Annotated in this window: 27 protein-coding genes, 1 tRNA gene, 1 other RNA gene and 1 pseudogene; 13 read left to right on the plus strand and 17 right to left on the minus strand. The window is 68.3% G+C overall.

Annotated elements, in window-relative coordinates:
* Nucleotides 1-72 precede the first annotated feature (72 nt).
* Entirely contained in the window at nt 73-486 is a 414-nt protein-coding gene (locus HVO_RS09625; protein ID WP_004043916.1) for a DUF7548 family protein, read from the plus strand.
* A 122-nt stretch (nt 487-608) separates the two neighbouring features.
* Nucleotides 609-920, plus strand: an RNA gene (gene ffs / locus HVO_RS19635) — signal recognition particle sRNA.
* A gap of 176 nt (nt 921-1,096) precedes the next feature.
* Here ffs and tatAo read toward each other — a convergent pair.
* The 10 genes from tatAo to HVO_RS09675 form a co-directional block, all read right to left on the minus strand.
* Entirely contained in the window at nt 1,097-1,369 is a 273-nt protein-coding gene (gene tatAo / locus HVO_RS09630; RefSeq protein WP_004043915.1) for a Sec-independent protein translocase protein TatAo, read from the minus strand.
* Between the two features lie 168 nt (nt 1,370-1,537).
* On the minus strand, nt 1,538-2,308 hold the full coding sequence (locus HVO_RS09635; protein ID WP_004043914.1) for an SDR family oxidoreductase: 771 nt from the start codon (nt 2,306-2,308) through the stop codon (nt 1,538-1,540).
* Nucleotides 2,309-2,421: 113 nt separating this feature from the next.
* Nucleotides 2,422-2,492, minus strand: a tRNA-Gly gene (locus tag HVO_RS09640).
* 177 nt (nt 2,493-2,669) lie between these two features.
* Complete coding sequence (locus tag HVO_RS09645) at nt 2,670-3,926, minus strand: DUF4382 domain-containing protein (RefSeq protein ID WP_004043913.1); 1,257 nt, start codon at nt 3,924-3,926, stop codon at nt 2,670-2,672.
* 122 nt (nt 3,927-4,048) lie between these two features.
* On the minus strand, nt 4,049-5,077 hold the full coding sequence (locus HVO_RS09650) for an NAD(P)/FAD-dependent oxidoreductase (protein WP_004043912.1): 1,029 nt from the start codon (nt 5,075-5,077) through the stop codon (nt 4,049-4,051).
* Between the two features lie 119 nt (nt 5,078-5,196).
* Nucleotides 5,197-5,850, minus strand: a complete 654-nt coding sequence (locus tag HVO_RS09655; protein WP_004043911.1) for a class I SAM-dependent methyltransferase — start codon at nt 5,848-5,850, stop codon at nt 5,197-5,199.
* 84 nt (nt 5,851-5,934) lie between these two features.
* Nucleotides 5,935-8,058 (minus strand): type II secretion system F family protein, encoded by a 2,124-nt coding sequence (locus tag HVO_RS09660; protein ID WP_004043910.1) that lies wholly within the window; start codon nt 8,056-8,058, stop codon nt 5,935-5,937.
* Between the two features lies 1 nt (nt 8,059).
* Entirely contained in the window at nt 8,060-9,721 is a 1,662-nt protein-coding gene (locus HVO_RS09665; protein WP_004043909.1) for a type II/IV secretion system ATPase subunit, read from the minus strand.
* Nucleotides 9,722-9,853: 132 nt separating this feature from the next.
* Nucleotides 9,854-10,351: a DUF7549 family protein gene (locus HVO_RS09670; RefSeq protein ID WP_004043908.1), complete on the minus strand. Its 498-nt coding sequence runs from the start codon at nt 10,349-10,351 to the stop codon at nt 9,854-9,856.
* A gap of 94 nt (nt 10,352-10,445) precedes the next feature.
* A complete protein-coding gene (locus tag HVO_RS09675; RefSeq protein ID WP_004043907.1) occupies nt 10,446-10,814 on the minus strand; it encodes a cupin domain-containing protein in 369 nt (122 codons plus the stop codon).
* A 141-nt stretch (nt 10,815-10,955) separates the two neighbouring features.
* Between HVO_RS09675 and HVO_RS09680 the strand changes: the two genes are divergently transcribed.
* Nucleotides 10,956-11,429 carry a DUF5793 family protein gene (locus tag HVO_RS09680; protein WP_004043906.1) on the plus strand — a complete coding sequence of 158 codons (474 nt, stop codon included), beginning with the start codon at nt 10,956-10,958 and terminating at the stop codon, nt 11,427-11,429.
* A 129-nt stretch (nt 11,430-11,558) separates the two neighbouring features.
* Nucleotides 11,559-12,185: a uracil-DNA glycosylase family protein gene (locus HVO_RS09685; protein WP_004043905.1), complete on the plus strand. Its 627-nt coding sequence runs from the start codon at nt 11,559-11,561 to the stop codon at nt 12,183-12,185.
* Nucleotides 12,186-12,588: 403 nt separating this feature from the next.
* Here the strand turns inward: HVO_RS09685 and HVO_RS09690 are convergent.
* Both HVO_RS09690 and HVO_RS09695 read right to left on the minus strand, forming a co-directional pair.
* Nucleotides 12,589-13,152 (minus strand): annotated as a pseudogene (locus tag HVO_RS09690) (MBL fold metallo-hydrolase); the annotation flags it as partial.
* 84 nt (nt 13,153-13,236) lie between these two features.
* Complete coding sequence (locus tag HVO_RS09695; protein WP_013035480.1) at nt 13,237-14,376, minus strand: J domain-containing protein; 1,140 nt, start codon at nt 14,374-14,376, stop codon at nt 13,237-13,239.
* A gap of 166 nt (nt 14,377-14,542) precedes the next feature.
* Between HVO_RS09695 and HVO_RS09700 the strand changes: the two genes are divergently transcribed.
* Nucleotides 14,543-15,541, plus strand: coding sequence for an MBL fold metallo-hydrolase (locus HVO_RS09700; RefSeq protein ID WP_004043900.1), 999 nt, complete (start codon nt 14,543-14,545; stop codon nt 15,539-15,541).
* Nucleotides 15,542-15,567: 26 nt separating this feature from the next.
* Nucleotides 15,568-15,858, plus strand: coding sequence for a DNA-directed RNA polymerase subunit L (locus HVO_RS09705; protein WP_004043899.1), 291 nt, complete (start codon nt 15,568-15,570; stop codon nt 15,856-15,858).
* A 63-nt stretch (nt 15,859-15,921) separates the two neighbouring features.
* Here HVO_RS09705 and HVO_RS09710 read toward each other — a convergent pair whose 3' ends face one another.
* Nucleotides 15,922-16,482, minus strand: coding sequence for a DUF1684 domain-containing protein (locus tag HVO_RS09710; RefSeq protein WP_004043898.1), 561 nt, complete (start codon nt 16,480-16,482; stop codon nt 15,922-15,924).
* 139 nt (nt 16,483-16,621) lie between these two features.
* Nucleotides 16,622-17,434, minus strand: coding sequence for an imidazole glycerol phosphate synthase subunit HisF (hisF, locus tag HVO_RS09715; RefSeq protein ID WP_004043897.1), 813 nt, complete (start codon nt 17,432-17,434; stop codon nt 16,622-16,624).
* A 190-nt stretch (nt 17,435-17,624) separates the two neighbouring features.
* Between hisF and HVO_RS20895 the strand changes: the two genes are divergently transcribed.
* The 3 genes from HVO_RS20895 (at nt 17,625) to HVO_RS09720 (ending at nt 19,124) form a co-directional block, all read left to right on the plus strand.
* Nucleotides 17,625-17,780, plus strand: a complete 156-nt coding sequence (locus HVO_RS20895) for a hypothetical protein (RefSeq protein ID WP_004043896.1) — start codon at nt 17,625-17,627, stop codon at nt 17,778-17,780.
* A gap of 109 nt (nt 17,781-17,889) precedes the next feature.
* Nucleotides 17,890-18,057, plus strand: coding sequence for a DUF7550 family protein (locus tag HVO_RS20900; RefSeq protein WP_013035646.1), 168 nt, complete (start codon nt 17,890-17,892; stop codon nt 18,055-18,057).
* Between the two features lie 95 nt (nt 18,058-18,152).
* Nucleotides 18,153-19,124, plus strand: a complete 972-nt coding sequence (locus HVO_RS09720) for a quinone oxidoreductase family protein (RefSeq protein ID WP_004043894.1) — start codon at nt 18,153-18,155, stop codon at nt 19,122-19,124.
* A 48-nt stretch (nt 19,125-19,172) separates the two neighbouring features.
* On the opposite strand, the gene purL is transcribed toward HVO_RS09720, so the two are convergent.
* Nucleotides 19,173-21,281, minus strand: coding sequence for a phosphoribosylformylglycinamidine synthase subunit PurL (purL, locus tag HVO_RS09725; protein WP_004043893.1), 2,109 nt, complete (start codon nt 21,279-21,281; stop codon nt 19,173-19,175).
* A gap of 242 nt (nt 21,282-21,523) precedes the next feature.
* On the opposite strand from purL, the gene HVO_RS09730 reads away from it, so the two are divergent.
* Both HVO_RS09730 and HVO_RS09735 read left to right on the plus strand, forming a co-directional pair.
* On the plus strand, nt 21,524-22,207 hold the full coding sequence (locus HVO_RS09730) for a PHP domain-containing protein (RefSeq protein ID WP_004043892.1): 684 nt from the start codon (nt 21,524-21,526) through the stop codon (nt 22,205-22,207).
* Nucleotides 22,207-23,298, plus strand: coding sequence for an asparagine synthase C-terminal domain-containing protein (locus tag HVO_RS09735; RefSeq protein ID WP_004043891.1), 1,092 nt, complete (start codon nt 22,207-22,209; stop codon nt 23,296-23,298). The genes HVO_RS09730 and HVO_RS09735 overlap by 1 nt, the downstream gene beginning before the upstream one ends.
* Before the next feature lie 21 nt (nt 23,299-23,319).
* Here HVO_RS09735 and HVO_RS09740 read toward each other — a convergent pair whose 3' ends face one another.
* Both HVO_RS09740 and HVO_RS09745 read right to left on the minus strand, forming a co-directional pair.
* Nucleotides 23,320-23,802 carry an NUDIX hydrolase gene (locus HVO_RS09740; RefSeq protein ID WP_004043890.1) on the minus strand — a complete coding sequence of 161 codons (483 nt, stop codon included), beginning with the start codon at nt 23,800-23,802 and terminating at the stop codon, nt 23,320-23,322.
* Between the two features lie 101 nt (nt 23,803-23,903).
* Nucleotides 23,904-24,860, minus strand: coding sequence for a transcription initiation factor IIB (locus HVO_RS09745; protein WP_004043889.1), 957 nt, complete (start codon nt 24,858-24,860; stop codon nt 23,904-23,906).
* A gap of 261 nt (nt 24,861-25,121) precedes the next feature.
* Here HVO_RS09745 and gatC point away from each other — a divergent pair, with 261 nt between their 5' ends.
* Nucleotides 25,122-25,400, plus strand: a complete 279-nt coding sequence (gene gatC / locus HVO_RS09750; protein WP_004043888.1) for an Asp-tRNA(Asn)/Glu-tRNA(Gln) amidotransferase subunit GatC — start codon at nt 25,122-25,124, stop codon at nt 25,398-25,400.
* Nucleotides 25,401-26,672 carry an Asp-tRNA(Asn)/Glu-tRNA(Gln) amidotransferase subunit GatA gene (gene gatA, locus HVO_RS09755; protein ID WP_004043887.1) on the plus strand — a complete coding sequence of 424 codons (1,272 nt, stop codon included), beginning with the start codon at nt 25,401-25,403 and terminating at the stop codon, nt 26,670-26,672.
* Nucleotides 26,673-26,678: the final 6 nt, after the last annotated feature.

Consider the following 26,678-nt stretch of genomic DNA (forward strand, 5'->3'; position numbering starts at 1 on the left):
GATTTAAAACCGGGTAATCCCTCGCCGGCACGTCTCAAACCGTTTATCAGTCGGTCGCCCGAACGACCGGCCATGGACGCCGAACGCCTCGCGCCGACCGTCGGAATCGTCGGCGCGCTGCTCCTCGCAATCGCCGTCGCGATTCCCGCCGTCACCGTCGAGGGCGGGGACGGACAGGTGGCCGCCTACTACGCCGCGGGCCCGGTCGGCATCTCGTTCGTCGGAATGCTCGCGCTCCTCGAAACCGTCGTCTTCCTCTCGGGCAGACAGGAGCGGACCGACCCGGCGACGGCCGCCGGCCTCGCCTTCGTCCTCTCGCTTTCGATGCTCGGCATCGCCGCGCTGTGGTCGTTTTCCATCGACCAGACGCTCCTGTTCAGCTTCGACCAGCAGTACTCGTGGCTCACCTACCACCGCTGGTCCGTCGTGGCCGCCGCGTTCGTCACGTTCGTCGGCGGCGCGTGGTACGCCCGCGGCGTGTTGTGAGCCGGGAGCGACCGACCGGAACCGGCGACTCGCGGAGCCGACGCGTCGAACCACCCCGACGGTGTCCCCCGATTTTCCCGCACCCGAGTCGAAAGGCCCTTAACAGTCGGTGGATAATAAGGGAGTGGACTAGGTCGGGCAGTTAGGCCCTGCTCTTCACCCGCGAAATAGGTCTTTAGCGGGGACCGAACACGGGCGCGTCCGGTCAGACCGGCGCGGGCCCCGGAAGCCAACGTAGAAACCTCGTCCTTCGGGGACAGCGGTTCCGCGTACCCCTTCCGCAGGGAAGGGTTCGCGCGGTTTATCGGTGGTACCCCGCCAGGCGCGGAAGCGAGCAGCGGACCATCGGACGTGCGTCGCTCGAGGGATCGCGGGGTGGAGGAGGCAACCGGGATTCCCCACGTCGGAACGCCGGGCAACCTCGCTGTCCACCCATTCATACCTCATGCAGTTACTCCCCGACCGCCCGGTCTCTCGGTCGTAGACTCGCCGTCGGCCCTCGAAGCCGCGGTCTGGCGTCGTTACCGACCTCGTGAGCGACTGCAAACAGTAGACACTCGCGACCGTAAAAGACCGCACAAGGGGTCCGGTTCCCCGGGGGAGACGCGTACTATCTACTCTCGGCTTCCGTCTCGGTCGCGTCGGCGTCGTCCGCCTCGGCCTCGTCTCCGTTCTCGCCTTCGTCGTCGCCCCCCTCCGCGCCCTTCTTCAGTTCCTCTTCGATTTCCTCGCGGCCGCGACGGAACTCGCCCATCGCCTGCCCCGACGACCGGGCCAGTTGGGGGAGTTTGTTCGCACCGAACAGGAGGACGACGATGAGCAGGACGATGAGCAGTTCTGGGCCGCCCGGCAGTCCGGGGAACAGCGGAATGGAATCCAGCATTACGTTCGGTTACGTTCGGAGGGAAGATAAGAGAGACGGTCCGTGTCGGCGTCTCGAAGTCGCCGTAGTCCGCGTGTTTCGGCACTCGTGGGCGTTCACACGACAGGACGCGGGCGGGCGGAGCCGACCGCGTCGGCCAACCGAACCGGCCCCGCGTCGCTCCCGCAGTCACCGCCAACTGGTCCAGCCGCCGTCGACGACGATGGACTCGCCGGTGACGTACTTCGAGAGGTCGCTGGCGAGGAACACCGCCACGCCGGCCACGTCGTCCGGTTCGCCCTGCCGGCCGAGCGGAATCATGGCGGTCAACTGTGCGGTCTGTTCCTCGCCCGTCTCCTCGGCCCCCTCGGGGCCGATTTTCGTCCTGATAGCGCCGGGGTGAATCGCGTTCACCCGGACGCCGTCGCCGCCGAGACCGTGGGCGAGCGAGTACGAGAGCGTCCGAACGGCCCCCTTCGACGCGCTGTACGACGGGTAGTTGCCGTTGCCGAAGATGCCGTTGACGCTGGAGACGTTGATGATGCTTCCGCCGCCGGATTCGACCATCCGTTTCGCGGCCGCCTGCGCCCCGAAATACACGCCTTTCAGGTTGATGTCCATCATCTGTTGGAACTCGGCTTCGGTGACTTCGAGGAACTCCTCTGGCCGCCAGATACCGGCGTTGTTCACCACCACGTCCCCGCCGCCGAACGCCTCGGCGGCGTCCATCGCCGCCTCGAACGCGGCCGGGTCGGTCACGTCGAGTTCGACGTACGTCGCCGACGAGTCGGTGTCCGACTCGATTTGTTCGTGGGTGGGCGCGCCGCCTTCTTTCGCCTCTTCGCGGATGTCGCAGACCACCACGTCCGCGCCCGCCTCGGCGTAGGCCAACGCGATTCCCCGTCCGATACCCGAACTACCGCCGGTGACGACCGCGACGCGGCCGTCGAGCAGACTCATCTGTAATACACCTCACGCGAATGTCGGCGGAATGATAGTTAAGAATAGCCACCGATTCCGACGGTGTGAGTGCCGCTGAGTGCTCTCCGCGGCGAGCAGCGATTCGGAGAAGATGCACCGGCTGGGAATCGAACCCAGATAATTGGCTTGGAAGGCCAATGTCTTACCATTAGACCACCGGTGCTCATTTTATTCGCACCGTGCATCGACGGACTCCGTCCGTCTCAACACCGGTGCACTCGATCGTCCCTCACTCGTGCACCGAGCCTTGGACTCGTTTCACCCGTCCAAGACACCGGTGCCCGCGTGTGGTATCTATTTCCTCATTCTCGACGCCCCAATAAGGATGTTACCTTTTCGGTCAGGCGGCGAGGGTGGTCGATTCGCCGCCCTCGTCGGGGTTGTCGGGGGCGCTCCCGACGACTTCGAACTCGAACTCCGCCTCAGCCTCGGACTCGCCGTCCACGGCGACTACCGTCACGTCTCGCTCGTCGGGGATGGCGACACCTAGCTCGCCGTCGGCGTCGGTCGTGCCGGCGGCCTCGCCGTTTATCGTCACCGTCGCGTTCTCCACGGGCGTCCCGTTCCGCGTGACGACGACCGTCGCGTTCTCGCCGGCGGAGACGTTCCCGTCGAAGCTCACGGAGAGGTCGCCTTCGGCGTCGGATTCGGCGCGCTCGCCGTTGTCGTCGGTCTCGTTTTCGGCCGCTTCGACCTCGGCGTTCGCGTCTGCCTCGGCCTCAGCCGCGGCTTCCGCGTCGGTCGTCTCCTCCGCGCCGACTCTCGTAATCGGGACGTTCGTCCCCGATTCGCTCACGACGGGCTTGGGGATGTACTTCCCGCTGTTGCCCGCCTCGAACGCCGTGATGTCGAAGACGAAGTCCACGGACTCGCCGTTGCCGACTTCGAAGTCCGTGTCGAGCTGGAGCCTGTTACTGGGGAGCTTCACGTTGACCCGTTCGCCGGTCTTCAGCGTCCCGTTCACCTCGCTCACGTGCACGAAGACCTTCGTGTAGTTCCCTTCGGGCACGCCGTACTCGCCGACGAGGCTCGCGTTTTCGCCTTGTAGTTCCGTCAGGTCGACGGTCGCGTTGTCGACCTCGTAGGCGACTCTCGACTCGCCTTCGGCCGCGTCGGTGTCGTTTACGTCGGCGGATTCGATGTCCGCATCGGCGTCGGCGTCGGCGTCAGCGTCGGCGTCGGCGTCGACCGGCCCGTTGGTCGAGGCGGACGTGTTCGTCGTGTTCGCCGTCGCGTTAGCTTCGATTTCCACCTCGACGCTCGCGTTCGCCTCAGCGTCGGTGTCGTTCGCGGTGTCGGCCTCGGATTCAGTTTCGGTCCCGGTCTCATCGTCGGCCTCCGCGTCGTCGGTGTCGGCTTCGGTCTCCGATTCGGCGTCACCGCTCGCGCGGACGAGCGTCACGCGCTCGATGGTGACGTTGAGGTGTTCGAAGTCCGCGATGGCGTTCTGCTCGTCGCTCACGTAGAAGTTCACGGTTCCCGTCCGGGCCGCGTCGCCGCCGTCTGACGACGCGGTCGTCGTCGCGTCGGCGGTCCCGTCGGTCTGCGTCTCGGTCACCGTGCCGGCCCCGCCCGCACAGCCGGCCAGTACGACCATGAGCGCGAGCAGGACAGTCGCAAGTCCAGTACGTTTCATCGTGGGAGACCGTACTGGCCGTGAGAACTTTAGAAGGGTGTTCGTAGACTTCGGTTTTCACCGAATTTCGCTGAATTACGGCCTCAATCGTCCGCGTGCGACTCGTTGAACTGCTTGGCCTTGTCGAGCAGGCCGGGCGAGATACCGGGCACGTCGTCGACGCTCACCGCGCCCTCGGCGCGAATCTCGTCGAGGCTCTTGGGGAACTCGCGGAGCTCCATGTGGATGGCGATGCCTGCCTTCGCGCCCTTGCCCATCGCCACCGGAATCTGGTTGTGGCCGGGGGTGATGTCACCGACCGCGAACACGCCGTCGACGCTGGTCCGACCGTGGTCGTCCACGGGGACCGTTCCGTCGTCGTCGAGGTCCACGTCGAGCGCCTCGAACAGCGTCGTGTTGTAGTTCGAGCCGTACATGGCGAAGCCACCCTTGTACTCGCGGACGGTGCCGTCTTCGAACTCGAAGCTCTCCAGCCAGCCGTCGTCGCGCTTCGTCATGCCCGAAAGCTCCTCCTCGACGATGTCGACGGGGTGCGCGCGGACGAGTTCGTCCGTCTCGTCGGACCACGTCGGCTCGTCGCCGCGGAGCAGCAGGTCCACCTCGTCGGTGAAGTTGAGCATTATCATGGCGACGTAGGCCGCCGAGTCCGAGTGACCCATCACGTACACCGACTCGTCGACGAACATGTAGGCGTCGCAGTGGAGGCAGTAATGCAGACCCTTGCCGGTGCGGGGCAGCGGCGGCTCGGGGCGCTCGTCGTTGAAGCCGACGCCGAGCACGACGCGCTCGGCGACGAACTCGCCCTCGTTGCCGACGAGGCGGAACCGGCCGTCGTCCAACCGCTCCGCGTCGGTCACGAAGTCGCGGTGGATGTCGGTCCCGTAGTCTTCGAGCTGGCCGCGCGCGGTTTCGAGGAACTCGTTGCCCGAGGTGTCCTCGGTGACGCCGATGACGTTGTGCGTGTCGAGCATCATGGCCGCGCGGCCGCCGCCGCGGTCCACGAGCGCGGTGTCGTGGCCCAGTCGCGTCGTGTAGAGCGCGGTCTGGAGGCCCGCGGGGCCGCCGCCCACGACGACAACCTCGTACTCCCGTGGTTCGTCGGTCTCGGTCATACACGGGAATTCGTCGCGGCGCTCTTAAGCCCACATCACCTGTGCGCGGCCGGCATCCACCCGAAACGTGTTAGCAACCAACACGATTCCGTCCGTGACGCCCCAGTCCCGACCAACGCTCAGCAGCCGGCGACGACGGCGTAGCAGTTCCCGCTGGAGACAGTCGATTCGACCACCGTGAGGTCGCTCGCGTCGAGGTCGTCGTCGAACTCGTCGGGCGCGTAGATGTGGTAAAAGCGGGGGACCGTTTCGCCGCCGGGGAGCGTCCAGTCGACCGTCGTGTCGAAGCCGTCCTCGCGGTCGAACGTGTCGTGGGCGGTGCTCCACGCGCTGACGACCGCGCGGCCGTCGGCGTCGAGCACGCGCGCGAGTTCGTTCAGGCTGGCAACGCGCGCCGCCCGCGGCGCGAGGTGGTGAACCGTCGCCACGTACACCGCGAGGTCGAAGGCGTCGTCGGTGAAGGGAAGCCGCGAGGCGTCGCCCTGCACGAGCCCGGCGTCGAAGCCGCGTTCGGCCGCCCGCGCGACCGCCTCGTCGAGCAGGCCGCGGCTCACGTCGAGGCCGACGACCTCGTCGGCGTGCTCGGAGAGGAGGTCGACGTGCCGGCCGTTACCGCAGCCGAGGTCGAGCGCGCGGGCGGCCGGTCCCGACTCGGTCGCGTCGGCGACGAACGACTCGACTTCGGGCCACGGATACTCGCGGGTGGACGCGAAGTGCGACGCGATGCGGTCGTACGTCTCGCGGACCCCGTCTCGGGGTTCGTCTCCGTCCATGCCGGTCGGTCGGGGCGGCGGGACAAAGACCGCACGGGTCGCGGGCGTCGGTCGGGGGTCGTTCCCCTGATGAGTCGCGCGCGCTCAGATGAACAGGAACGTCACGTAGGTGATGACGAGCAGGATGGCGGCGTGTTTGACGCCGTCGGCAATTTGCCCCTCGCCGAGCTGTCCGGCGATAACCCCCGAGCAGAGCCCCTGAATGGCCGTGACGTGGAAGAACAACAGCATGTACGACTCGGTGTCCACGTCGCGCAGGCCGGAGAACGCGCCCGAGGAGACGCCGGCGACTTCGCCGGAGCCGACGCCTCCGGCGCTGGCCTGCTCGACCGCCGGGATGAACGACACCGTCAGCGCGGCGATGATACCGAGGAAGACGAGAAACGAGATGTAGATGACGAGGAGGTACGTGAGCATCTCCTGGTTCCGCTCGCGGGCGAGGCGGCGGCTGTCTTGGGCCTCGTTGGCCGCGATGCGGAGCACGGGCGCGAGGTCGCCGCTCGCGCTCATCGCGTTGGTGATGAGCGTCACCGACCGCGACACCATCGGGCTGGCCGTCCGGCGGTCCATCCGCCGGAGCGCGGTCTGTGCGTCGGCCCCCCAGTCGATGTCGCGGACGGCGCGCTCGACCTCGTCGCCGAGCGGCCCGAGGTCCGACGCCGACACCCGGCGGAGGCTCTGGACGACCGTCAGCCCGGCTTCGTTGACGCTCGCGAGGCGGTCGAGGAAGTCGGGCATACTGCGCTCGATGGCGCGGATTCGGCGCTTTCGCAGCTCGTGGAACGCCGAGACGACGACGAGCGAACCGATTGCGGCCTCGACGACGTGTTCGTCCACCGCGTCGGCGACGCCGAGTATCGTGGGGTCCGCGGGAATCGTGGCCCGCAGCGCGACCCAGACGAGCCCCAGCGGGACGGTGAGCGCGAGCGCGACGAGCGGCTTGCGTCCGAGGGTGTCGAGCGGGCGCTCGAACCAGTTGCGGAGCGCGCGGAGCCGGTCGTAGGCGGCGAGCCGCTCGCGGTTCGCGCGCCACGGGTCGCCTCGGGCGTCGGTCTCGCCGCCGTCGGTCGCGGGGGCCGAGCCGACGCCACCGGTCGCGTCGATGCGCCGGGCCGACTCGGCCGCGGTGTCAGCGCCGTCGTCGGCAACCGCCGCGCCCCGGAGCGACTCGGTGATACTGTCGATGTAGACGACGAAGCCGAAGCTCGCCAGCGGGATGCCGACGTAGCCGACGATGCGGATGAGCGTCAGCGTGTCCGCGAGGACGAGACCGATGACGACGAGCACGGTGATGAAAAACAGCGGGCCGGCGACGAGGACGGTGACGTACACCTCCGCGAACGTCGAAAGCAAGTCGAGGTACTGCTGTTGTTGGGCTTCGGCTTCCTCCTGAAACCGCTCGTACTGCTCTTGGAGGAACGACGAGAGGTTGCGACCGCTCCCGAGGACGCTGGCGAGGTTCTCTGCGAACTCTTCGAGGCTCGGACTCGGCGTCCGCGTCGCCATCGTCTGGAGCGACGAGAGCACGTCGGTGCCGAAGGCGTCCATGTCGCGGACGACGATGGAAACCTCGCGCGCCGCCTCGCCGTAGATGGCCTCGTTTCGCGCCAGCGTCTCCAACACCTGTGGGAACGGCATCCCCGACCGCGACAGCGCGAAGACGAACGCGACCGTCCGCGGGAGCGTCGCCTCGATTTCCGACGAGCGGGTCCGCGCCCGCTCGGTGAGGACGTACCACCGACCCCAGTAGACGCCGAGCGCGAGGAGCGTCCCGAGCGTCGCGCTCGAAAGCAGCAGTGCGAGAAACAGGTCGCGGAGCGGGAGCGCCTGAATGCTCGTGAGGCCGCCGAGGAAGCCGAGCGCGCCGGGGAGGACCTCCCGAATCGTCTCGGATTGGACGGCGAGGGTGTCGAGCGTCACGGCGGCGAGGTAGACGCCGAAGACGCTCCCGGCGACGCCGAAGACGGTCGCCATGAGGAGCGTCCGCGAGGCGTACACGCGGTGGGTGACGCTCACGTGCGCCGCCCGCAACTGCGTTCGCTGTTCCCTGCGCCGGGGGTTCTCGTTGGCGACGTAGAAGCCGAAGACGGAGAGCGCGACCCGCGAGACGAGGAGGTCGGCCGCGCGGCTCACCGGCGACAGGACGACGGGCAAGACGAGGAGGACGGCGAGCACGAGCGGGAGCAGATACAGGTACTGTGCGACCATCTCAGGCCTCCGAGCCGGCGTCGACGATGTCCTCGTCGGCCTCGACGCGCCGCATCACGTCTTCCGAGTCCGCGTAGTACTCGTTGATGAGCGCGGTAAAGCGCCGGTAGTCGGTGACGCCCTTGTCGAGGAGGTATCGGAGGAACCCCTCGCGCCGCCGGAGTTCGCGCCGGAGTTCGGTCCGCGACCAGCCGTTTTCGCGCTGGATTTCGGTGAGCAGCGAGCTGTCGTTTTGACTGAACGTGTCCGTCTCGGGCTCCCACGCGAACGCCGACGAGTAGTCGAGTTCGCCGGTCCGCTGGTCGATGTCGCCGATTTCACCGATGGTCTGCGAGCGGCGGACGCGCTCGCCGCCGTGACGGGTGAGCGTCTGGACGCACAGCAGGTCGAGCGACTGCACCATCGCGCGCGGGACGTTGATCGGCTCGTTTTCGAGGCGGTTGATGACCGTCTCGATGCTGTCGGCGTGCATCGTCGAGAACGTCGTGTGGCCGGTGTTCATCGCCTGGAACAGCGTCACGGCCTCGTCGCCGCGAACCTCGCCGACGATGATGTACTCGGGGCGGTGCCGGAGCGCCGAGCGAAGCAGGTCGTACATCGAGATGTCGGTCCCCTCGTGGAGTCGTTCGCGGGTGACAGACGACAGCCAGTTGTCGTGGTAGAGCGCGAGTTCGCGGGTGTCCTCGATGGACAGCACCTTCGACCGCGGCGGGACGAACATCGACACCGCGTTCATCGAGGTGGTCTTCCCCGAGGCCGTCCCGCCCGCGAAGATGAGGCTCTTGTTGTGTTCGATACAGAGCCACAGGTAGGCCATCTGCTCGATGGAGAACGTGCCGTAGCGCACGAGGTCGATTGGGGTGAACGGCTCTTCGGCGTAGAGGCGGATAGTAAACGCCGACCCGCGCGGCGTGACCTCCTCCCCGAGGGCTAACTCGGCGCGCGCGCCGTTCGGGAGCGTCGTCCCGAGGACGGGGTCACCGACGCTGATGTGCTGGCCGGAGCGCTGGGCGAGGCGGATGACGAAGTTGTCGAGTTCCTCGGCGGCGAACGAGACGTTCGTGGCGATGTCGGTGTACTCGTCGTGGTAGACGAAAAGCGGCAGGTCGTAGCCGTCACACGAGATGTCCTCGATGTGGGGGTCCTTCATCAGCGGGTCCAGCGGGCCGTAGCCGTGGAAGTCGCGCCGGAGGTAGTACAACAGCGTGTAGAAGGTGTTCATGTCGAGTTCCAGCCCGTACTGTTCGAGAATCGACTGAAGCTCCTCGACCAGCGCCGTCTCGGTTCGGGGGTCCGCCTCGCGGCGGTACAAAAGCGGGTCGCGGATGTCGGTGCGGACGCGTTCGAGCAGCGACGCCTCGAACTCGTCGAGGTCGGGTTCGACGGTGTGGTACTGGTGGGCGGTCGCGTCCGTGTCGTAGGTGACGACGACGTAGGCGAAGGGGGCGTTCACCCAGTAGCGCTCGACCTCCTCGTGGCCCTCGGGGACCTCGTAAGTTCCGAGCGGCGTGTCGTCGGGCGAAAGCGGGTGCACGTCGAGGTCCGACCCCCGAAGCATCTCGGCGGTTCGGCGCAAGAGCCGCTCCGCTTCGGCGGCCGCGGCGTCGAACTCCCCGCTGGCGAGGAGTCTCAACACCCCTCGTTCCACCGACGGGTCGCGCATTCCCCTCGTCTCGCTCGTCGTATCTCGTGCCATCGTCACCCGGTCAGTTGGTCGGAGATATGGTGGGTCGAGACTTAAAAGGTCCGCGCGGGAGACTATCATTCGACGAGCAGGACTGGTCGCGACTCGCCGTCAGGTCCGGTCGACGGTCAGGAGGACGCCGGCGAGGACGAGCGAGATGACGACGCCGAGCGGGAGCGGAATCCCCGGAATCCCGCGCGTCACGAGGAGGTACGTCGCAGCGGCGAGGACGACGCCGACGACGCCGAGGAGGCCGCCGAGCACCCGAACGGGGTCGACCGGGCCGGCTTCGACCCGCTCGTCGCGCAGGTAGTACACGAGCGAAAACAGGACCGCGAGCGCGAGGACGGCCGCGCCGACGACCCACGCCTGATAGGCGACGGCGACGGTCTGCCCCGATTGGAGCGAGAGCGCGGACAGCGGGCCTCTCATCGCGACACGGCTGGACAGGCCCCACGAGAACTGCACCTCCGCGAAGGGGAACCGGACGAAAAGCAGGCTCACGCCCGAGAGGTTCCGCGTGTACGTGACGTTCCACGGGAGGAGCGCACAGAGCCACGTCGAGACGACGGCCAGCGCACCCCCGTGTTCGGAGCGGACCCAGACCATAGGACAATCGCACGGTCTGACAGGTAAAAACTACCGACAGTCCGGGGCGCGCCAGTGGGGCAGCAGGACGGAAGAGGACGCGCTCGGTCGACCCTCAGGAGAGCCGTTCGGGGTCGCCGTGCGTCAGGTCGCTCTCGTCGGCGTCGCCGGTGTTGAGCGTCTCGGTCGGCTCGACGAGCAGCGCTTCGGTCGGTTCGAGCGCCACGGGGCGGTGTTCGACGCCGCGGGGGACCACGAGGAGGTCGCCCGGGCCGAGGTCCGCGTCGTCGCGGTCGCGGAACTCGATTCGGAGCCGTCCGTCGCGGACGAGAAACAGTTCGTCGGTGTCGTCGTGGGCGTGCCAGACGAACTCGCCGTCGAGTTTCGCGACTTTCACCGCGTAGTCGTTCAGCTCCGCGGCGATTCGCGGGGCCCACGTCTCGTCGAACGACGCGAAGCTCTCGTCGAGATTGACGGGTTCCATATGCGGTTCGCTCGCGGCGGCGGCCGATAACCGTTGTGCCGAGCGCGCGTCGAACCGGCGTAATCGGCCGGTTTCGACGCCGGAACCACGCTTCGGGCGGCGTCACGTTAATAGGCGGCGCAGTACAACCAACGGTACGGAATGCGGCGTGACTACTTCGAACTGGATGTCCGCGATGTCGATTGGTACGAGGACGACGGCGACCCCCGCCAACCGACGGTATCTATCGATTTCTACGGCCCGGCCGAGGAGCTTCGGTCGCGGTTCCTCTCGACCAGTGGCGACGTGCTCGCCGCGGAGGAACTGGACGTCTCCTTTCGGCTGCAAGACTCCGTCGACGCCGACGACGCCCGCGGCGTCGTGAGCGTGACGGACCGACTGACCGGCGACTACGTCCTCGAACTCAACGCCCGCGCCGACGACGTGCTCGACTTCATTCGGGCGGCCCGCGAGTACGGACGCGCCGCGGGCGACGACGAGGGGCGCTACCGCGTCGACGTGGCCATCGAAGGGGACCACTTCGAGACCTTCGAGAAATCGACGTTCCTCGTCTACGACGGCGACGGGACGCTCCTGCGGAGCCAGAGCCTCATCCCCTCGGGCGTCGAACTCTGAGCCGGAGCCCGTCGGTCGACGGTCGACAGCGCGGACGGCGTTTTCTCTCGATGCGTTCCTCACGCTCGTTCGTGTACGATATCGGGCCGAACCACGTCTTCTTTACCGACCGCTCCCACAGAGAGTACCGTGAGAAACGTAACCGACCGCACGAGAAACCCGTTCGACATGCGACCGTCGTGTGACCGGTACGTCCCCGGCTACGGCGACGCCAACGCCGACTTCCACGTCATCGGCGACCACCCCGGCGTCCACGGGGGCATCGAGACCGGCGTCCCCTTCGCGGGGGGCGCAGGCGAGAAGCTGTTCCCGGCGCTCGAAGACGGCGAGTTGCTGGGCGAGGCCGGCGACGAACCGACCGTGAACAGCACGTTCTTCTCGTATTTGCATATGTGCGTGCCGGACGGCACGCCGTCGGCGGCCGACTACACCGACATGGAGCGCTTTTTCGACGCGGAGCTCCGCGCCATCGCTGCCCACGTCCTCCTGCCGGTCGGCGCGGTGGCGACGAAGTACGTCCTGAACAACTACACGTCGGTGGGCTGGAAGACGGACATCGACATGGAAGCACTCCACGGCGAGGAACTCCGCGGGAGCGGCTTCCTCGTGTTGCCCATCAAGGACCCCGCCGAGTGGGACGACGGCGACCACGACGAACTCGTCGCCGGCCTGCTGGAGCTTCAGTCGACCGACTTCCGCCGCGAATCCGACCTCGGCCGCTTCATGCCCGGAGCGGACCCGTATCTGGTCAGATAGCGTATTTTCGGCCGCGTTCGACTCTCGTCCGCGGATTCGATAGATTCTTCACCATTCTGGCGTCCGTTCGTCCAGTAACAACCATGAAGGATATTAGGTGTCCAGTTAATACGGCTAAATGAATCACATAAGAGCATATTTATCCAGTCGTTCTGGAGGCCGTGGTTCTAATTGGCGATAACAAAGGACTTTTTACAACTAGTGTCCAACATGGTGTTGACGCGCGTGGTTCGATTCACTTCCGCCGGGCGCGTCAGGCAACTGTGAGACTGGTGCTCCTCACAGTGGCTTGGTCAGTCCGGGGACCTGCGCTCGGCCGCGGTCCCCGCTCTTAACTCAGACACGAGCGATAGTTCGACGTCTCGTCACGGAGAATCGCGCTCCGAAAGCGACCGCGCTCCGATTAGAGCTTGTCCGCGAGTCGCTTGAGCGCGCCGTATCCGTACTCAGTGACCGGCTCGCCGTGGCCCACCGCGACCACGTCGACCGGCGGGCAGCGCGCCGCGAACGCGCGGACGCTCCGTCTGTTCTCCGCGGCGTCGGTCGCGATGAATCCCGGCAACAGCCCGAGGCTCCCGTTCGACTCGCGGACCTGGTCGCCGACGAACCCGACGCCGTGGTCCTCGTGGACGAACGCGGTGTGGCCGGGGGTGTGTCCCGGCGTCCGGTACGCGACGAAGCCGCCGAGTTCGTCGCCGTCGCGGACGACATCCACGGGGTTCGTCGGTCGCTCGACGAACGCCGCGAGCGCGCGCTGTGCGACGCCTTTCAGCGAGCGAGGCGACGGCTTCGACGCGCCGGTCAGGTGCGAGGCGTCCGGCTCGGCGAGGTGAATCGGCACGTCGTCGCGGAGGCTGAGCGAGGCGAGCGTCCCGACGTGGTCGAGGTCGAAATGGGTCACGAGCACCCGGTCGATAGCGCCGGGGTCGAGGTCGGAGCGGGCGAGGCCGCGGAGGAGTCGGTCGCGGGCGACAAAAATCGTGGGCGAGGGCGGCCCGCACGCCGCGACTTCCGAGGCGGCCGCCTGCCGGGACGCCCCGCACCGCGCCAGCTACCGCGAGGCGAAGAGATACCACCCGGCGTCGACGACGAACCCGCCGGCCCCGAGAAGCGGGCAGACGACGAAGCCGAGGAGGTCGACCGCGACGGGGCGGCCGACGCCGACCGCGCCGGCCACCACGAGCGCCAGCGGGACGGCCGCCGCGAGCGCGTAGACCCACGTTGTCCACGCGTGGCCGAACCGGGCGATGACTCCGGCGACCGAAACCGCGAGGAGCGCCGCCGCGACCGGGAGGACGACCACCGTCGGCGTCGCCGCCGCGGTCTGCAAAGCGGCGACGCTCGGCACCGACAGCGGCGACGACGCGAGAAGCGCCGCGGCGGGCGCGGCGGTGTCGAGCGACGCGAGCGCGGTCACGAACCCCGCGCCGTCGCCCGAGAGGTGCCACGCCAAGCCGCCGAGATACGCCAGCAGCGCGCCGAGCGAGACGCCCCAGCCGAACCAAAGCGGGTTCGTCCCCCCGGACGCTGACGCGGACGCCGACTCGGAGCCGTCGCGTTCGCGTTCGAACCGGCCGTTCGTCCCCGTTCGACTGGACTGCGTGTTTCGGGTGCGGCCGCGCGACGCCCCGCTCGCGGCCGACGACTGCGATGCGCCCGTAGTCCGCGACGACGACCCGGAGGCGCGCGACGAGGAAGCCGACCCCGAGTGGCGCGACCGACCCGACCGCGACGAACTCGCGGTCGAAGACGAAGACGACGCGCGCCCGGACGACCGACCGGAAGAAGACGAGGAGGACGACCGACCGGAAGAAGACGAGGAGGACGACGTGGACGAGGACGACCGGCCGGTCGAGGACCCCGACGAACCTGACCGCCCGCCGGCGTCGGCGCTTCCAGAGCCGCTGGACCCGGCCTGCTCGTCGGCCTTGCCGGGGTATCTGAACTTCGTCAGGCCGTCGAGGCGCTTTTCGACGTACGTCCCGTGGCCCATCCGGTCGTAGTCGGCGCGCTCGGCGTCGTCGGTGAGGACTTCGTAGGCCTTCCGGACGACGGTAAACTGCGCCGTGGCTCGCTCGTCGTCGTTGACGTCGGGGTGGTACTCCCGAGCGCGCTGACGAAAGGCCTGCTTTATCTCCGCCGTCTCGGCGTCGCGTTCGACCCCGAGGAGTTCGTAGAAGTCCACCGGCATTCGACGTGCGATTCGATGCGACGCCGGCTTTTGAATGTACCGGGCGTTCGCCCGGCGAATCGAGTCGGTGACCGACCGCGTGCCGGCGAGCGCGCGACAAACCGCGGGACGCCGCGTCCCCGCGACCATTCGGAATAATCATGCACCTCGGCGGTCAGGTGGCCGCATGGAACGGATACGGCTCGGTAACACCGTCTTCGAGGGCCTCAACAACGCCTATCTCCTCCCCGGCGACCGACCGACGCTGGTCGACGCCGGCGTGGCGACCGACTCGGTCCGCCGCGACCTCCGCGAGGGACTCGACGCGGCCGGGTACGGGGTTGCGGACCTCGACGCCATCGTCCTCACCCACTGGCACGCCGACCACGCCGGACTGGCGGGCGAACTCCAGGCCGAAAGCGGCGCACCGGTCTACGTCCACGCCGACGACGCGGGCATCGTCGCGGGCGACCCCGACGCGGTCGCGGCCGAGCGCTCGATTCGCGAGCGCCGCTTCGACGAGTGGCGTATCCCCGACGAACCGCTCGCCGAAGTGACCGCGTTCCTCGACGGCCACGACGACCTCCGGGGCGACCGCGTCGACGTGACGCCCGTCGAGGACGGCGACCGCATCGCCGCCGGCGACGGCGAACTCGAAGTCGTCCACCTCCCCGGCCACGCCGCCGGCCTGAGCGCCTTCGCCTTCGACGGCGAGCCCGGCGCGGGTCGCGAGGCGTTCGTCGGCGACGCGATTCTCCCGAAGTACACCCCGAACGTCGGCGGCGCTGACCTGCGGGTCGACCGCCCCCTCGAAACCTATCTCGACAGCCTCGCGCGCCTCGCGGCCCTCGACTTCGAGCGGGCGTGGCCCGGCCACCGCGACCCCATCTCCGACCCCGCCGGCCGGGCGCGCGTCATCGCGGAGCACCACCGCGAGCGCACCGAGCGCGTCGTCTCCGTCCTCGACGATCACGGCCCGGCCGACGCGTGGACCGTGAGCGCGCGCCTGTTCGGCGACCTCGAAGCCATCCACATCCTCCACGGCCCCGGCGAGGCGTTCGCCCACCTCGATCACCTCGTCGCCGAGGGCGTCGTCGCGCCCCCGGACGACAGAGGGCGGTACGAACTCCTCGACGCGGACCCGGACTTCGACGAACTGGTCGCGGTTCCCGAGACGAAACGTTAAAACGCCGCTGGAGGGAACGGAGAGCCATGGAACTGCGGGTCATCGACAAGACCGACGAGGAACTCCGCATCGAAATCGGCGGCGAGGACCACACCTTCATGAACGTCCTGAAGGGCGAACTCCTCCAGACCGACACCGTCACGGCCGCGACCTACGACGTGAACCCCGAACAGTCCGGCGGACAGACGGACCCCGTCCTCTCCATCAAGACGGAGTCCGGCGTCGACCCCCTCGACGCGCTCGCGGAGGCCGCCCGCGGCGTCCAGCGCACCGCCGACGACTTCACCGACGCCTACCGCGCCGGTATCGACGCGTAATCTGCGGGTTCTCTCTCGTTTCTTCCGGCCGCGAGCGGCGCGTCTCTCAGTTCTCGGCTTCGGTTACTCACCGCCGCCGCCCGGCCCTTCGTAGTCCTTCTCGCCGGCCTCGATGCGGACTTCGAGCCAGTTTTCCATCGGAACCAGCGGGCACTCGTAGCGCGGAGAGTAGGCGCAAAACGGGTTGTACGCGTAGTTGAAGTCGACCACCCAGCGCCCGTCGTCGGTCCGGTCCGCGGCTTCGAGGTCGAGGTAGCGACCCGCTCCGTACGTCTCCTCGGCGTTCGTCTCGTCGCGGAACGGAACCCACAGGCGGCCCTCGTCGGCGTCGGCGCGGTAGGCGTCGAGCGCGTACGACTCGCCGTGGACCTCGAACTCGAAGCGCGCCCACGCGAGGTACTCGCGCTCGCCGTCGGTCGAGGTGCCGATGGTGATGCGCTCGGGGTCGTCGTATTCCCGGAGTTCGAGTTCGAACCGGAGGTCGGGGTCGGGGTCGAAGTAGTCGAGGCCGTCGAAAACCTCCCGCTGGTCCGGCGGAACCGGAGAGTTGCGGTCCCCAGCGAGATAGCGGTCCTTCTGTTCGCGGTGCGTGCGGAGGGCGTCGAGCCACGCGTCGTCTGTCATCTCGGGTCGAGATACGACGCGGCGGCGGGTTAAGATTGGTTTCGACTGCGCGGGGGACGCACGACCGGCGGACGGGTCGGGACGGGACGCGAAAAGAGAGACGAAAAGAGGCGGAAAAGAACGGCTGTGGAGGCGGGGCTTACAGTCGAACCGGCACGTCGCGCTCGTCGAGGTACTCCTTGACGTCCCGAATCGTGTACTCGTCGAAGTGGAAGATGGAGGCGGCGAGCCCGGCGTCCGCGCCGGCCTCGGTGAACACCTCGCACATGTCCTCGGGGCCGCCGCAGCCGGAGGAGGCGATGACGGGCGTCGAGACGCTGTCGCAGACGGCCTTCGTCAGCGGGATGTCGTAGCCGTCTTTCGTGCCGTCGGCGTCGATGGAGTTGATGAACAGTTCGCCCGCGCCGCGGGACTCGGCCTCGTTGGCCCACTCGACCACGTCGACGCCGGTTCCCTCGCGGCCGCCCTTGACGGTGCACTCGAACCAGCAGGACTCGCCGTCGACCTCGGCGTAGTGCTCGCCCGCCTCGTCGAAGCGCCGGCGGGCGTCCACCGAGATGACGATACACTGACTGCCGAAGGAGCGCGCGCCCTCCTCGATGAGGTCGGGGTTCTGGAGCGCCGCGGTGTTGATAGAGACCTTGTCCGCGCCGGCGCGGAGCGTCTCTTTGATGTCGTCGCGGGTGCGGATGCCGCCGCCGACGGTCAGCGGGATGAATACCTCGTCTGCGACCTTCGAGACGGTGTCGAGCATCGTCTCGCGCCCCTCCGCGGAGGCGGTGATGTCGAGGAAGACGAACTCGTCCGCGCCCGCCTCGTTGTACAGTTTGGCCATCTCGACCGGGTCGCCCGTGTACTTCAGGTCCTCGAAGTTGACGCCGGTGTAGACCGCGGGGTTCCCGTCCTCGTCGAGGTCGACGTCGATACAGGGGATGATGCGCTTCGTGAGCATTCGCTACCGAATCGTTGGCGAAAGAGCCGTTTCACCGTTTCGACTACGGCAGGTGGTGGGCGGAATTCCGACCACCTCGCCGAGTCGCCCGGTGACCGCGAGACTGAGCCGGTTCCCTCGCCGTCCCCCGCGGCAGAGCCACCTTGATGTCCCGTCCGTGAGAACCACGACGCGGGTTCCAGTTCGAACGATGGCGGATTCAGCCGAGCTACTCAGCCTGCTGGTGGTCGTCGAGTTCGTGGTGATGGCCGCGATAGTGGCGCTTCTGGTCCCGCTCGACGCCGCGATTCCGTTCCTCCCGCTCGCGCTCGTGTTCCTGGTCGTGCTGTATCTATATCGGTCCTGAACCGCCCGGGGCGACGCCCGCCCGCGAGACCGGTCGCAAGCGATGCAGTGGTTGGGCTCGCGGACGATGGTTAGGTGCGTTTTTGTACCGCGAACCCGTCGCCCCGCGTATGAGCGACGACCACGACCACGGACACGACGACCACCACGAAGACGAACAAGACGGCCGCGTCACCTCCCCGATGCAGGAGTTCTCGATGAGTCAGGTCACGACCGGCGTCCTCGTCTTCGTCGTCGGCCTCGTCGTCACGTTCGGCATCCCGCTGGCGCTCGCGTAAGCGCGCCCAGAACCGTTCGAAACCGCTCAAAACCGGCAATCCGCACGAACTTCCGCGTTCTCTCCCCTTTTCAAGCCCCCGCGGCTACGGCCGGTGTGAAATCTATCGTCGTCACCGAGTACGGGAGCACCGACAGCCTCGAACTGCGCGAGACCGAGACGCCCGAACCGGCCCCGGGCGAGGTCCGCATCGACGTCGAGGCCGCCGGCATCAACTTCGCAGACATCATGCAGCGGCGCGGGACCTACCGAGACGGCCCGGAACCGCCGTACACGCCGGGGATGGAGGCCGCGGGGACCATCGACGCGGTGGGCGAGGGCGTCGACCGCGAGGTCGGTGAACGCGTCGTCGCAATGACCGGCGGCGGGGCGTACGCCGAGTCCGTCACCACGCCGGCCCCGACGCTGTTCGACGTGCCCGAGTCGATGTCGTTCGCCGAGGCCGCCGGCTTCCCCGTCCAGTTCCTCACCGCCTACAACTGCCTCCACGAGTGGGGCGACCTCGACGGCGACGAGCGCGTGCTGATTCAGGCGGCCGCCGGCGGCGTCGGCACCGCGGCGGTCCAACTCGCCTCCCACGCCGGCGTCGAGACGTTCGGCACGGCCAGCACCGAGGCGAAACTCGACCTCGCGGCCGACCTCGGTCTCGACCACGGCATCCAGTACACTGAGGAGGACTTCCGCGAGGTCGTCGCCGACGAGACCGACGGCGCGGGCGTCGACCTCGTCCTCGACGGCGTCGGCGGCGAGACGTTCCGGCGCAGTCTGGACGCCCTCGCCGACTTCGGCCGACTCGTCACCTACGGGGCGGCGTCCGGCGACGCGGCCGAGGCGGACCCGACGCGCCTGCTGTTCGAGAACAAGTCGGTCATCGGCTTCCACCTCGGAAGCGCCATGCAGCAGCGCCCCGAGTCGATTCTCGGCGCGGTGCCGGAACTATCCGAACTGCTCGCCGCGGGCGAACTCGACGTGGTCGTCGGCGAGACGTTCGCCCTCGAAGACGCCGCGGCGGCCCACGAGTACATCGAAGCCAGAAAGAGCAGCGGGAAAGTCGTCCTCGAACCGTAACGGAAGCGGCGTGACGCGGCACCGCGCCCTTTCAGTTTAGCTTTCGGTTCAGTCGAGTTCGCGAGCCAACACGTCGCGCAGGTCGGCGATGTCGGCCGCGTCGTAGGCGGCCTCGTCGCCGTCGACCGCGACCGAGAGCGTCGCGTCGTCGGTCGTCGTTCCGAGTTCGACCACGGGCACGTCGCCCGCGAGGTCGCGGAGCGCGGCCTCGTCGGTCGTCTCGACGACGACGCGACCGGGCGTCTCCTCGAACAGCGAGACGTAGTCGTCGACGGACACGTCCGCGCCGACCTCGTCTGTGACCATCTCGGCCAGCGCGACCGCGAGGCCGCCGTGGCTCACGTCGTGGACCGCGACCGTGGAGTCGTCCGCGGCGACGGCCTGAATCGTCTCGACCGCCGTCGCGGCGTCGGCGTCCTCGGGGAGCGCCGGGAAGGCGTCGGAGCCGCCGGCGTGTTCGAGGACCGCCGAGCCGCCGAGTGCCCCGCCGGAGTGGCCGACGAGGAACAGGTCGCCCTCGCCCGAAAGCGAGAGGCCGGGCGAGGAACCGTCGGCCTTGCCGACCATCGCCAGCGTCGGCGTCGGCGGAATCGGGCCGGAGACTGAGTCGTTGTACAGCGAGACGTTGCCGCCGACGACCGGGACCGAAAGCGCCCGGCACATGTCGGCGAGGCCGTCGACGATGCCCTTGAAGCCGCCGTACACGTCGGGTTTCTCGGGGTTGCCGCCGTTGAGACAGTCGACGGTCGCGAGGGGCGACGCGCCCTTCGCGGCGAGGTTGGTCGCGTTCTCGAAGGCGACGGCGCGCGCGCCGTCGTAGGGCGCGGCGCTCGTCCAGTTGGGGTCCGCGCCGCCGGTGAACGCGAGTTTCGTGTCGGCCTCGGGTACGTCGAGGAGCGCCGCGTCGTCGCCGGGGCGGCGGGCGGTCCGCAGGCCGACCTCGTGGTCGTACTGTCGGTAGACCCAGCGCTTCGACGCCGTGTTGGGGTCGGAGACGACCGCTTCGAACGCGTCTTCGAGGTCGAACGCGGGCAGGTCGCGCGCCGCGGCTTCGGGGTCGACCGAGTCGAGGTCGTTCATCGGCGCGCCCTCGGCGAGGAACTCCGGGGGCACGTCGACGACGGGTTCGCCGTCGAAGGTGCAGACGTAGTTGCCCTCGGCGACCTCGCCGATGACGGCGCTGCCGAGGTCGAAGCGCGCGGCGAGTTCCTGCACGCGCTCGACGTTCTCGGGGGTCACCTCGTAGCACATGCGCTCTTGGGACTCCGAGAGGAGAATCTCGAAGGCGTTCATGTTCGGCTCGCGCTGGTGGACCTTCTCGAGGCCGATTTCCGCGCCGAAACCGCCCTTGGCGACGAGTTCGGAGGACGCGCCGCCGAGACCGGCGGCCCCGAGGTCGCGGGCGGACTCGACGAGGTCCTCGTCGATGAGCGCCTCGTTGCACTCGATGAGCAGTTTCTCCGTGTAGGGGTCGCCGACCTGCACCGCGGGCCGGTCTTCGGTTTCGGCGTCCTCCGCGAGGTCCTCGCTGGCGAAGGACGCGCCGCCGAGACCGTCGCGGCCGGTCGAACTGCCGACGAGAACGAGTTTGTTGCCGGCCTTCTGCGCTTCGGCCGTGACGAGGCGGTCGGCTGACAGGAGGCCGACGCAGGCGACGTTGACGAGCGGATTGCCCTCGTAGTTCTCGTGGAACGAGGTCGACCCGGTCACGGTCGGGACGCCGATGGCGTTGCCGTAGTCGGCGATGCCCTCGACGACGCCGTCGAGGAGGTACCGCGAGTGCTCGCGGTCGAAGTCGCCGAAGTAGAGGCAGTCGGCCAGCGCGATGGGGTACGCGCCCATCGAGAGGGTGTCGCGGACGATGCCGCCGACGCCCGTGGCCGCGCCGTCGTAGGGGTCGACGTAGGAGGGGTGGTTGTGGCTCTCGATACCGAGCGTGATGTAGGTGTCGTCGTCCAGAGCGACGACCGCCGCGTCGTCACCGGGGCCGATGACGACCTGATCGCCCTCCGAGTCGAACGCCGACAGAAGCGGGCGAGACGACCGGTAGGCGCAGTGTTCGCTCCAGAGGTTTTCGAAGAGTATCTCCTCGGCCGGCGTCGGGTCTCGACCGAGCTCGGCGACGACGAGGTCGCGGTCCGCGTCGGAAAGCGTCATTCACTGGTATGGTCAGAACGCACATTGTAAATCCTTTCTATGTGCATGAACGTGCCCAAAACATGGTCGGAGTCGCCGTCGTCGTCCGCATCCGACTCAGGCGGGCGTGTACGGCGGCGACTCGGACCGTCCCGGACCGGCTCGGGTCGCCCCGAACGCCCGTCGACCACCGTGCGTGAGGTCCACACGCCAATCACACCGGGACCGGGGCGCTTTTTTAGCCTCCATCGTTAGGAGACGATGTGTTATCGGTCGAGTTGCACTCGCATTCGTCTCTGTCCTACGACGGGCGGGACCCAATCGAGTACCTCCTTGAACAGGCGGTCGCGGTCGGCTTGGACGCCCTCGCCGTGACCGACCACGACGAGATAGACGCCAGCCTCGAAGCCGCGGAGCTCGCGGCCGACTACGGGCTGGTCGGCATCCCGGGGATGGAGGTCACCTGCGCCGCGGGCCACGTCCTCGCCTTGGGCGTCGAGGAGCTGATTCCCGCGGGACTGTCGTACGACGAGACGCTCGACCGCATCCGCGACGCGGGCGGCATCGCCGTCATCCCGCACCCGTTTCAGAAGTCGCGCCACGGCGTCGCCCCGCACATCTCCAGCGCGCAGCTCGCCAGCGCCGACGCCATCGAAATCTACAACTCGCGGCTCCTCACCGGCATCGCAAACCAGCGCGCCGAGCGGTTCGCCAAGCGCCGGAACCTCCCGATGACCGCCGGGAGCGACGCCCACATCGCGGAGATGGTCGGACAGGCAGTCACCGAGGTCGGCACCGACACCCGAAGCGCCGACGCCATCCTCTCGGCCGTCGCCGACGGGCGAACCAGCGTCGTCGGCAACAAGACCCCGTGGCGCATCTCGTTCCGGCAGGCCGCGGGCGGCGCGACCCGACGCCTGAAACACGCTCTGACGGACCTGTTCTGATGCGCGGCGCGTCTCCCGACCTCGTCCGGCGCGCCCTCGCCGAGCGCGACCCGCTTCCCGGAACTGCGGGCTTCGCGGGCGAACTCGACGGCCGACTCGTCCGAGACGTGCTCGGTCGCCAGCCGCTCTTCTCCGAGCGCGCCGACCCCGCGAAGTGGTCGTTCGACCACCGCGACCTCGACGACCCGGTCGCCGTCCCCGCGGGCCGCGCCCGCCAGACGGCCGGTGAAGCCGCCGGCGACGACGAACGCGTCTGGTCGCTTCCCGACCCGCCGGCCGCCACCGACCGCGACGCCGCGCTCGACCGCGTCCGCGACGCGGTCTTCGAATCGGTCCGGTCGGTGGACGACGACGGCCTCGCCGTGGCCTTCTCCGGCGGCGTCGATTCGGCGGTCGTCGCGGCCGGCGTCCCCGACGCCCCCTGTTACGTCGCCGGTTTCGAGGGCTCTCACGACGTGGCCGCCGCCCGCGAGGCCGCCGCCGCGATGGACCGCGACCTCACCGTGGTCGAACTCACCCACGAGGCGCTCGAACGCGCCGTCCCGGAAATCGTCGCCGCGCTCGGCCGAACGACCCCGATGGACGTGCAAATCGTTCTGCCCCTGTACCTGCTCGCAGAGCGAGTCGCCGCGGACGGTTACGACCGTCTCGCGGTCGGACAGGGCGCGGACGAACTGTTCGGCGGCTACGCCAAAGTCCAGAAAGCCCCCGACGACCCGCGCGTCGAGGCCGACACCGTCCGCGGGGCCGCCCGCGAGATGATTCTCACGCTCCCCGACCAGCTCGAACGCGACCTGCTCGTGCTCCGCGCCGCCGGGGTCGACCCCGTCGCGCCGCTCCTCCACGACCGGGTTGTCTCGGCTGCGCTCCCGCTCCCCGAAGAGTTCCTCGTGGACGGCGACCGGCGGAAGGTCGCGCTCAGGGAGGCCGCGAGCGGCGTGCTCCCCGAGTCGGTCGCGGAAGCGGACAAGAAGGCGGTCCAGTACGGCACCTACGCCTCGCGCGAACTCGACCGGCTCGCGCGGCAGGCGGGGTTCAAGCGGCGGATGGAGAACCACGTCCAGCAGTACGTCGAATCGCTCGTGGAGTAGGTCGAAGTCGCGGGGTCCCCGCTATCTCTCTCGCTCGTCGGCGCGCACGGCCTCGATAGCCTCCAGCGCGAACTGCACCGTGTCGGGGTCGATATCGCTCTCGCGGAGGTCGGACTCGTCGTACCACGCCCAGACCTCGGGGTCTGCCTCGCCCGGCGCGGGGTCGATGTCGCGGGCGTCCACCCGTGCGTAGAAGACGTGGTCGATGTGCTGGTGGCCGACCGAGCCGTCGCCGTGGACGTTGATGTCGTAGAGCATCTGCTGACGGGGCTGCGGGAGCGCCCGGCCGGCGGGCGCGGGGACCGACGGCGTGTCGTCGACGAGTTCCGGGTCGAGCCCCGTCTCCTCGCGGACCTCGCGCAGGCCGGCCTCGTGAGGGAGTTCGTCGCGGTCGACGTGGCCGCCCGGCGGGATGCGGATGCCGAGGCGCTCGTGTCGGTGGAGGGCCACCGCGCCGTCGTTGACGATGTACACGGTCGAGGTGAAGTGTCGCGTCGTCTCCATGGCTGTGGCTCCGGAGCGAGCGGCATGGCTGTTGCGAAACGAGACGAAACGAAGCGAAACGGAGCGAGACGCGGCGGCGCGAACCGAGCGGCCCGGCCGGGTTAGGGCAGTTGGACCTGCTCTTCGGCTTCGAGGAGTTCGTGGTAGCGGTTGCGGATGGTGACCTCGGAGATGTTGGCGACCTCGGAGACCTCGTTTTGCGTCACCTTCTCGTTGGTGAGAAGCGAGGCCGCGTAGACGGCGGCGGCGGCGAGGCCGACCGGCGACTTGCCCGAGTGGACTCCCTGTTCTTTGGCGTTCTTCAAGAGCTGTCGGGCGCGCCGCTCGGACTCGTCGGAGAGGCCGAGGTCACTGGCGAACCGCGGGACGTACTGCTCGGGGTCGGCGGGCTTGATTTCGAGCGAGAGTTCGCGGACGACGTAGCGGTAGGTGCGGGCGATTTCGTCCTTCTCGACGCGCGAGACGCTCGTAATCTCGTCGAGCGAGCGCGGGGTGCCGGCCATCCGTGCGGCGGCGTACAGCGCCGACGTGGCGACGCCCTCGATGGAGCGACCGGGCAGCAGGTCGTCGTCGAGCGCGCGGCGATAGATGACCGAGGCGGTCTCGCGGACGTTGTCCGGAAGGCCGAGCGCCGAGGCCATGCGGTCGATTTCACCGAGCGCCTGCTTGAGGTTGCGCTCCTTGGAGTCGCGGGTGCGGAATCGCTCGTTCCACGTGCGAAGCCGTTGCATCTTCTCGCGCTGGCGGGACGACAGCGAGCGCCCGTAGGCGTCTTTGTTCTGCCAACCGATGTTGGTCGACAGCCCCTTGTCGTGCATCATGTTCGTCGTGGGCGCGCCGACGCGGGATTTCTCGTCTTTCTCCGAGGAGTTGAACGCGCGCCACTCGGGGCCGTGGTCGATCTCGTCTTCCTCGACGACGAGCCCACAGTCGTCGCAGACCGTCTCACCGTGTTCGGTGTCGGAGACGAGGCTCTCCGAGCCGCATTCGGGGCACGTGGGCGTCTGCTCCCGCTCGGTGTCGGTCTGCTCGGTATCTTTCGTATTCTCGTTGCGCACGCGCGCGTTGCCGGTCGTGAAACGTCGGACACTTTCTGTCATTGTGTGCGAGAGAAGCAACTGGGAACGGTCGTTCTCCGTCTATTCGTATTGACCCTCGTTACTTATATCTGACGGCGACAGGAGGACGGAATGGCCCGGGTCCGCACGGTCGGCCCCGGCCGCCTCGCCGGTGGTCTCGCCCGGGCTGACTCGCGCCGGGGACCGGACGAAACGACCCACACCGAAACTCTTACTCCCGGTCTCCGTTTCCTCCGATACATGAGCGATACGCCCGTCGACGCCGACGAGGTTCGACACGTCGCCGAGTTGGCGCGGGTCGACCTCGACGAGGACGAGGTCGAGGAGTTCGCGGCGCGGTTCGCGGACATCCTCGGCTACTTCGACGCCCTCGACGAGGTCCCCGAAGTCGACCGCGAGGACGAACTGGTGAACGTGATGCGCCCCGACGAGGTCCGCGACGGCCTCACCCAAGAGGAGGCGCTGTCGAACGCCGCAGAGACCGAAGACGGCTTCTTCAAAGGCCCGCGGGTGTCGTAGATGTCGCTGAACGCCTTCATCACGAAAGAGACGCTCGACGGCTCCGACGACGGCCCGCTCGCGGGCAAGTCCGTCGCCGTCAAGGACAACATCTCCACGGAGGGGCTGCGGACGACCTGCGGCTCCGCGATGCTCGAAGACTACGTCCCGCCGTACGACGCGACCGTCGTCGAACTCCTGAAGGACGCCGGCGCGACCATCGTCGGCAAGGCCAACATGGACGAGTTCGGCATGGGAACGACGACCGAGACCTCCGCGTTCGGCCCGACGAAGAACCCCGTCGACGAGTCCCGCGTCCCCGGCGGCTCCTCCGGTGGCTCCGCGGCCGCCGTCGCCGCCGGCGAGGCCGACCTCGCGCTCGGCACCGACACGGGCGGCTCCATCCGCTGTCCCGCCGCGTTCTGCGGCGTCGTCGGCATCAAGCCCACCTACGGCCTCGTCTCGCGCTACGGCCTCGTCGCCTACGCGAACTCCCTCGAACAGATTGGCCCAATCGCGCCGACCGTCGAGGGCGCCGCCGCGCTCCTCGACGTCATCGCCGGCCCCGACGACCGAGACGGCACGACCCGCGACGCCGGTACCGACTCGAACTACGCCGCGGCCGCCGACGGCGACGTCGAAGGACTCACTATCGGCGTCCCCACCGAGTTCGTCGAGGGCGCGGACGAGGGCGTCGAGGAGGCGTTCTGGGCCGCGCTCGACGAACTCGAAGCCCAGGGCGCTGAGTACCGCGAGGTCAGTATGCCCTCGGTCGAGAAGGCCGTCGCCGCCTACTACGTCATCGCCATGTCCGAGGCGTCGTCGAACCTCGCTCGCTTCGACGGCGTCCGCTACGGCAAATCCGGCGGCTACGACGGCAACTGGAACGAGGCGTTCGCCCGCGCCCGCGAGGACGGCTTCGGCTCCGAGGTCAAACGCCGCATCCTCCTCGGTACGTACGCCCTCTCGGCGGGCTACCACGACAAGTACTACGCGAAGGCCCAGGACGCCCGCGCGTGGGTCAAACAGGACTTCGACGAGGCGTTCGAGGACGTCGACGTGGTCGCGTCGCCGACGATGCCCGTCCCGCCGTTCGAACTCGGCGAGAGCCTCGACGACCCGCTCCAGATGTACCTCGCAGACGCGAACACCGTGCCGGTGAACCTCGCGAACCTCCCCGCCATCTCGGTCCCGGCGGGCGAGACCGACGGCCTCCCGGTCGGCCTCCAACTCATCGGCCCCAAGTTCGGCGAGGAGACCATCGTCCGCGCCGCGTCCGCGGTCGAGAACTGAGTCGGT

The organism is Haloferax volcanii DS2 (genome assembly GCF_000025685.1).
GTDB lineage: Archaea > Halobacteriota > Halobacteria > Halobacteriales > Haloferacaceae > Haloferax > Haloferax volcanii.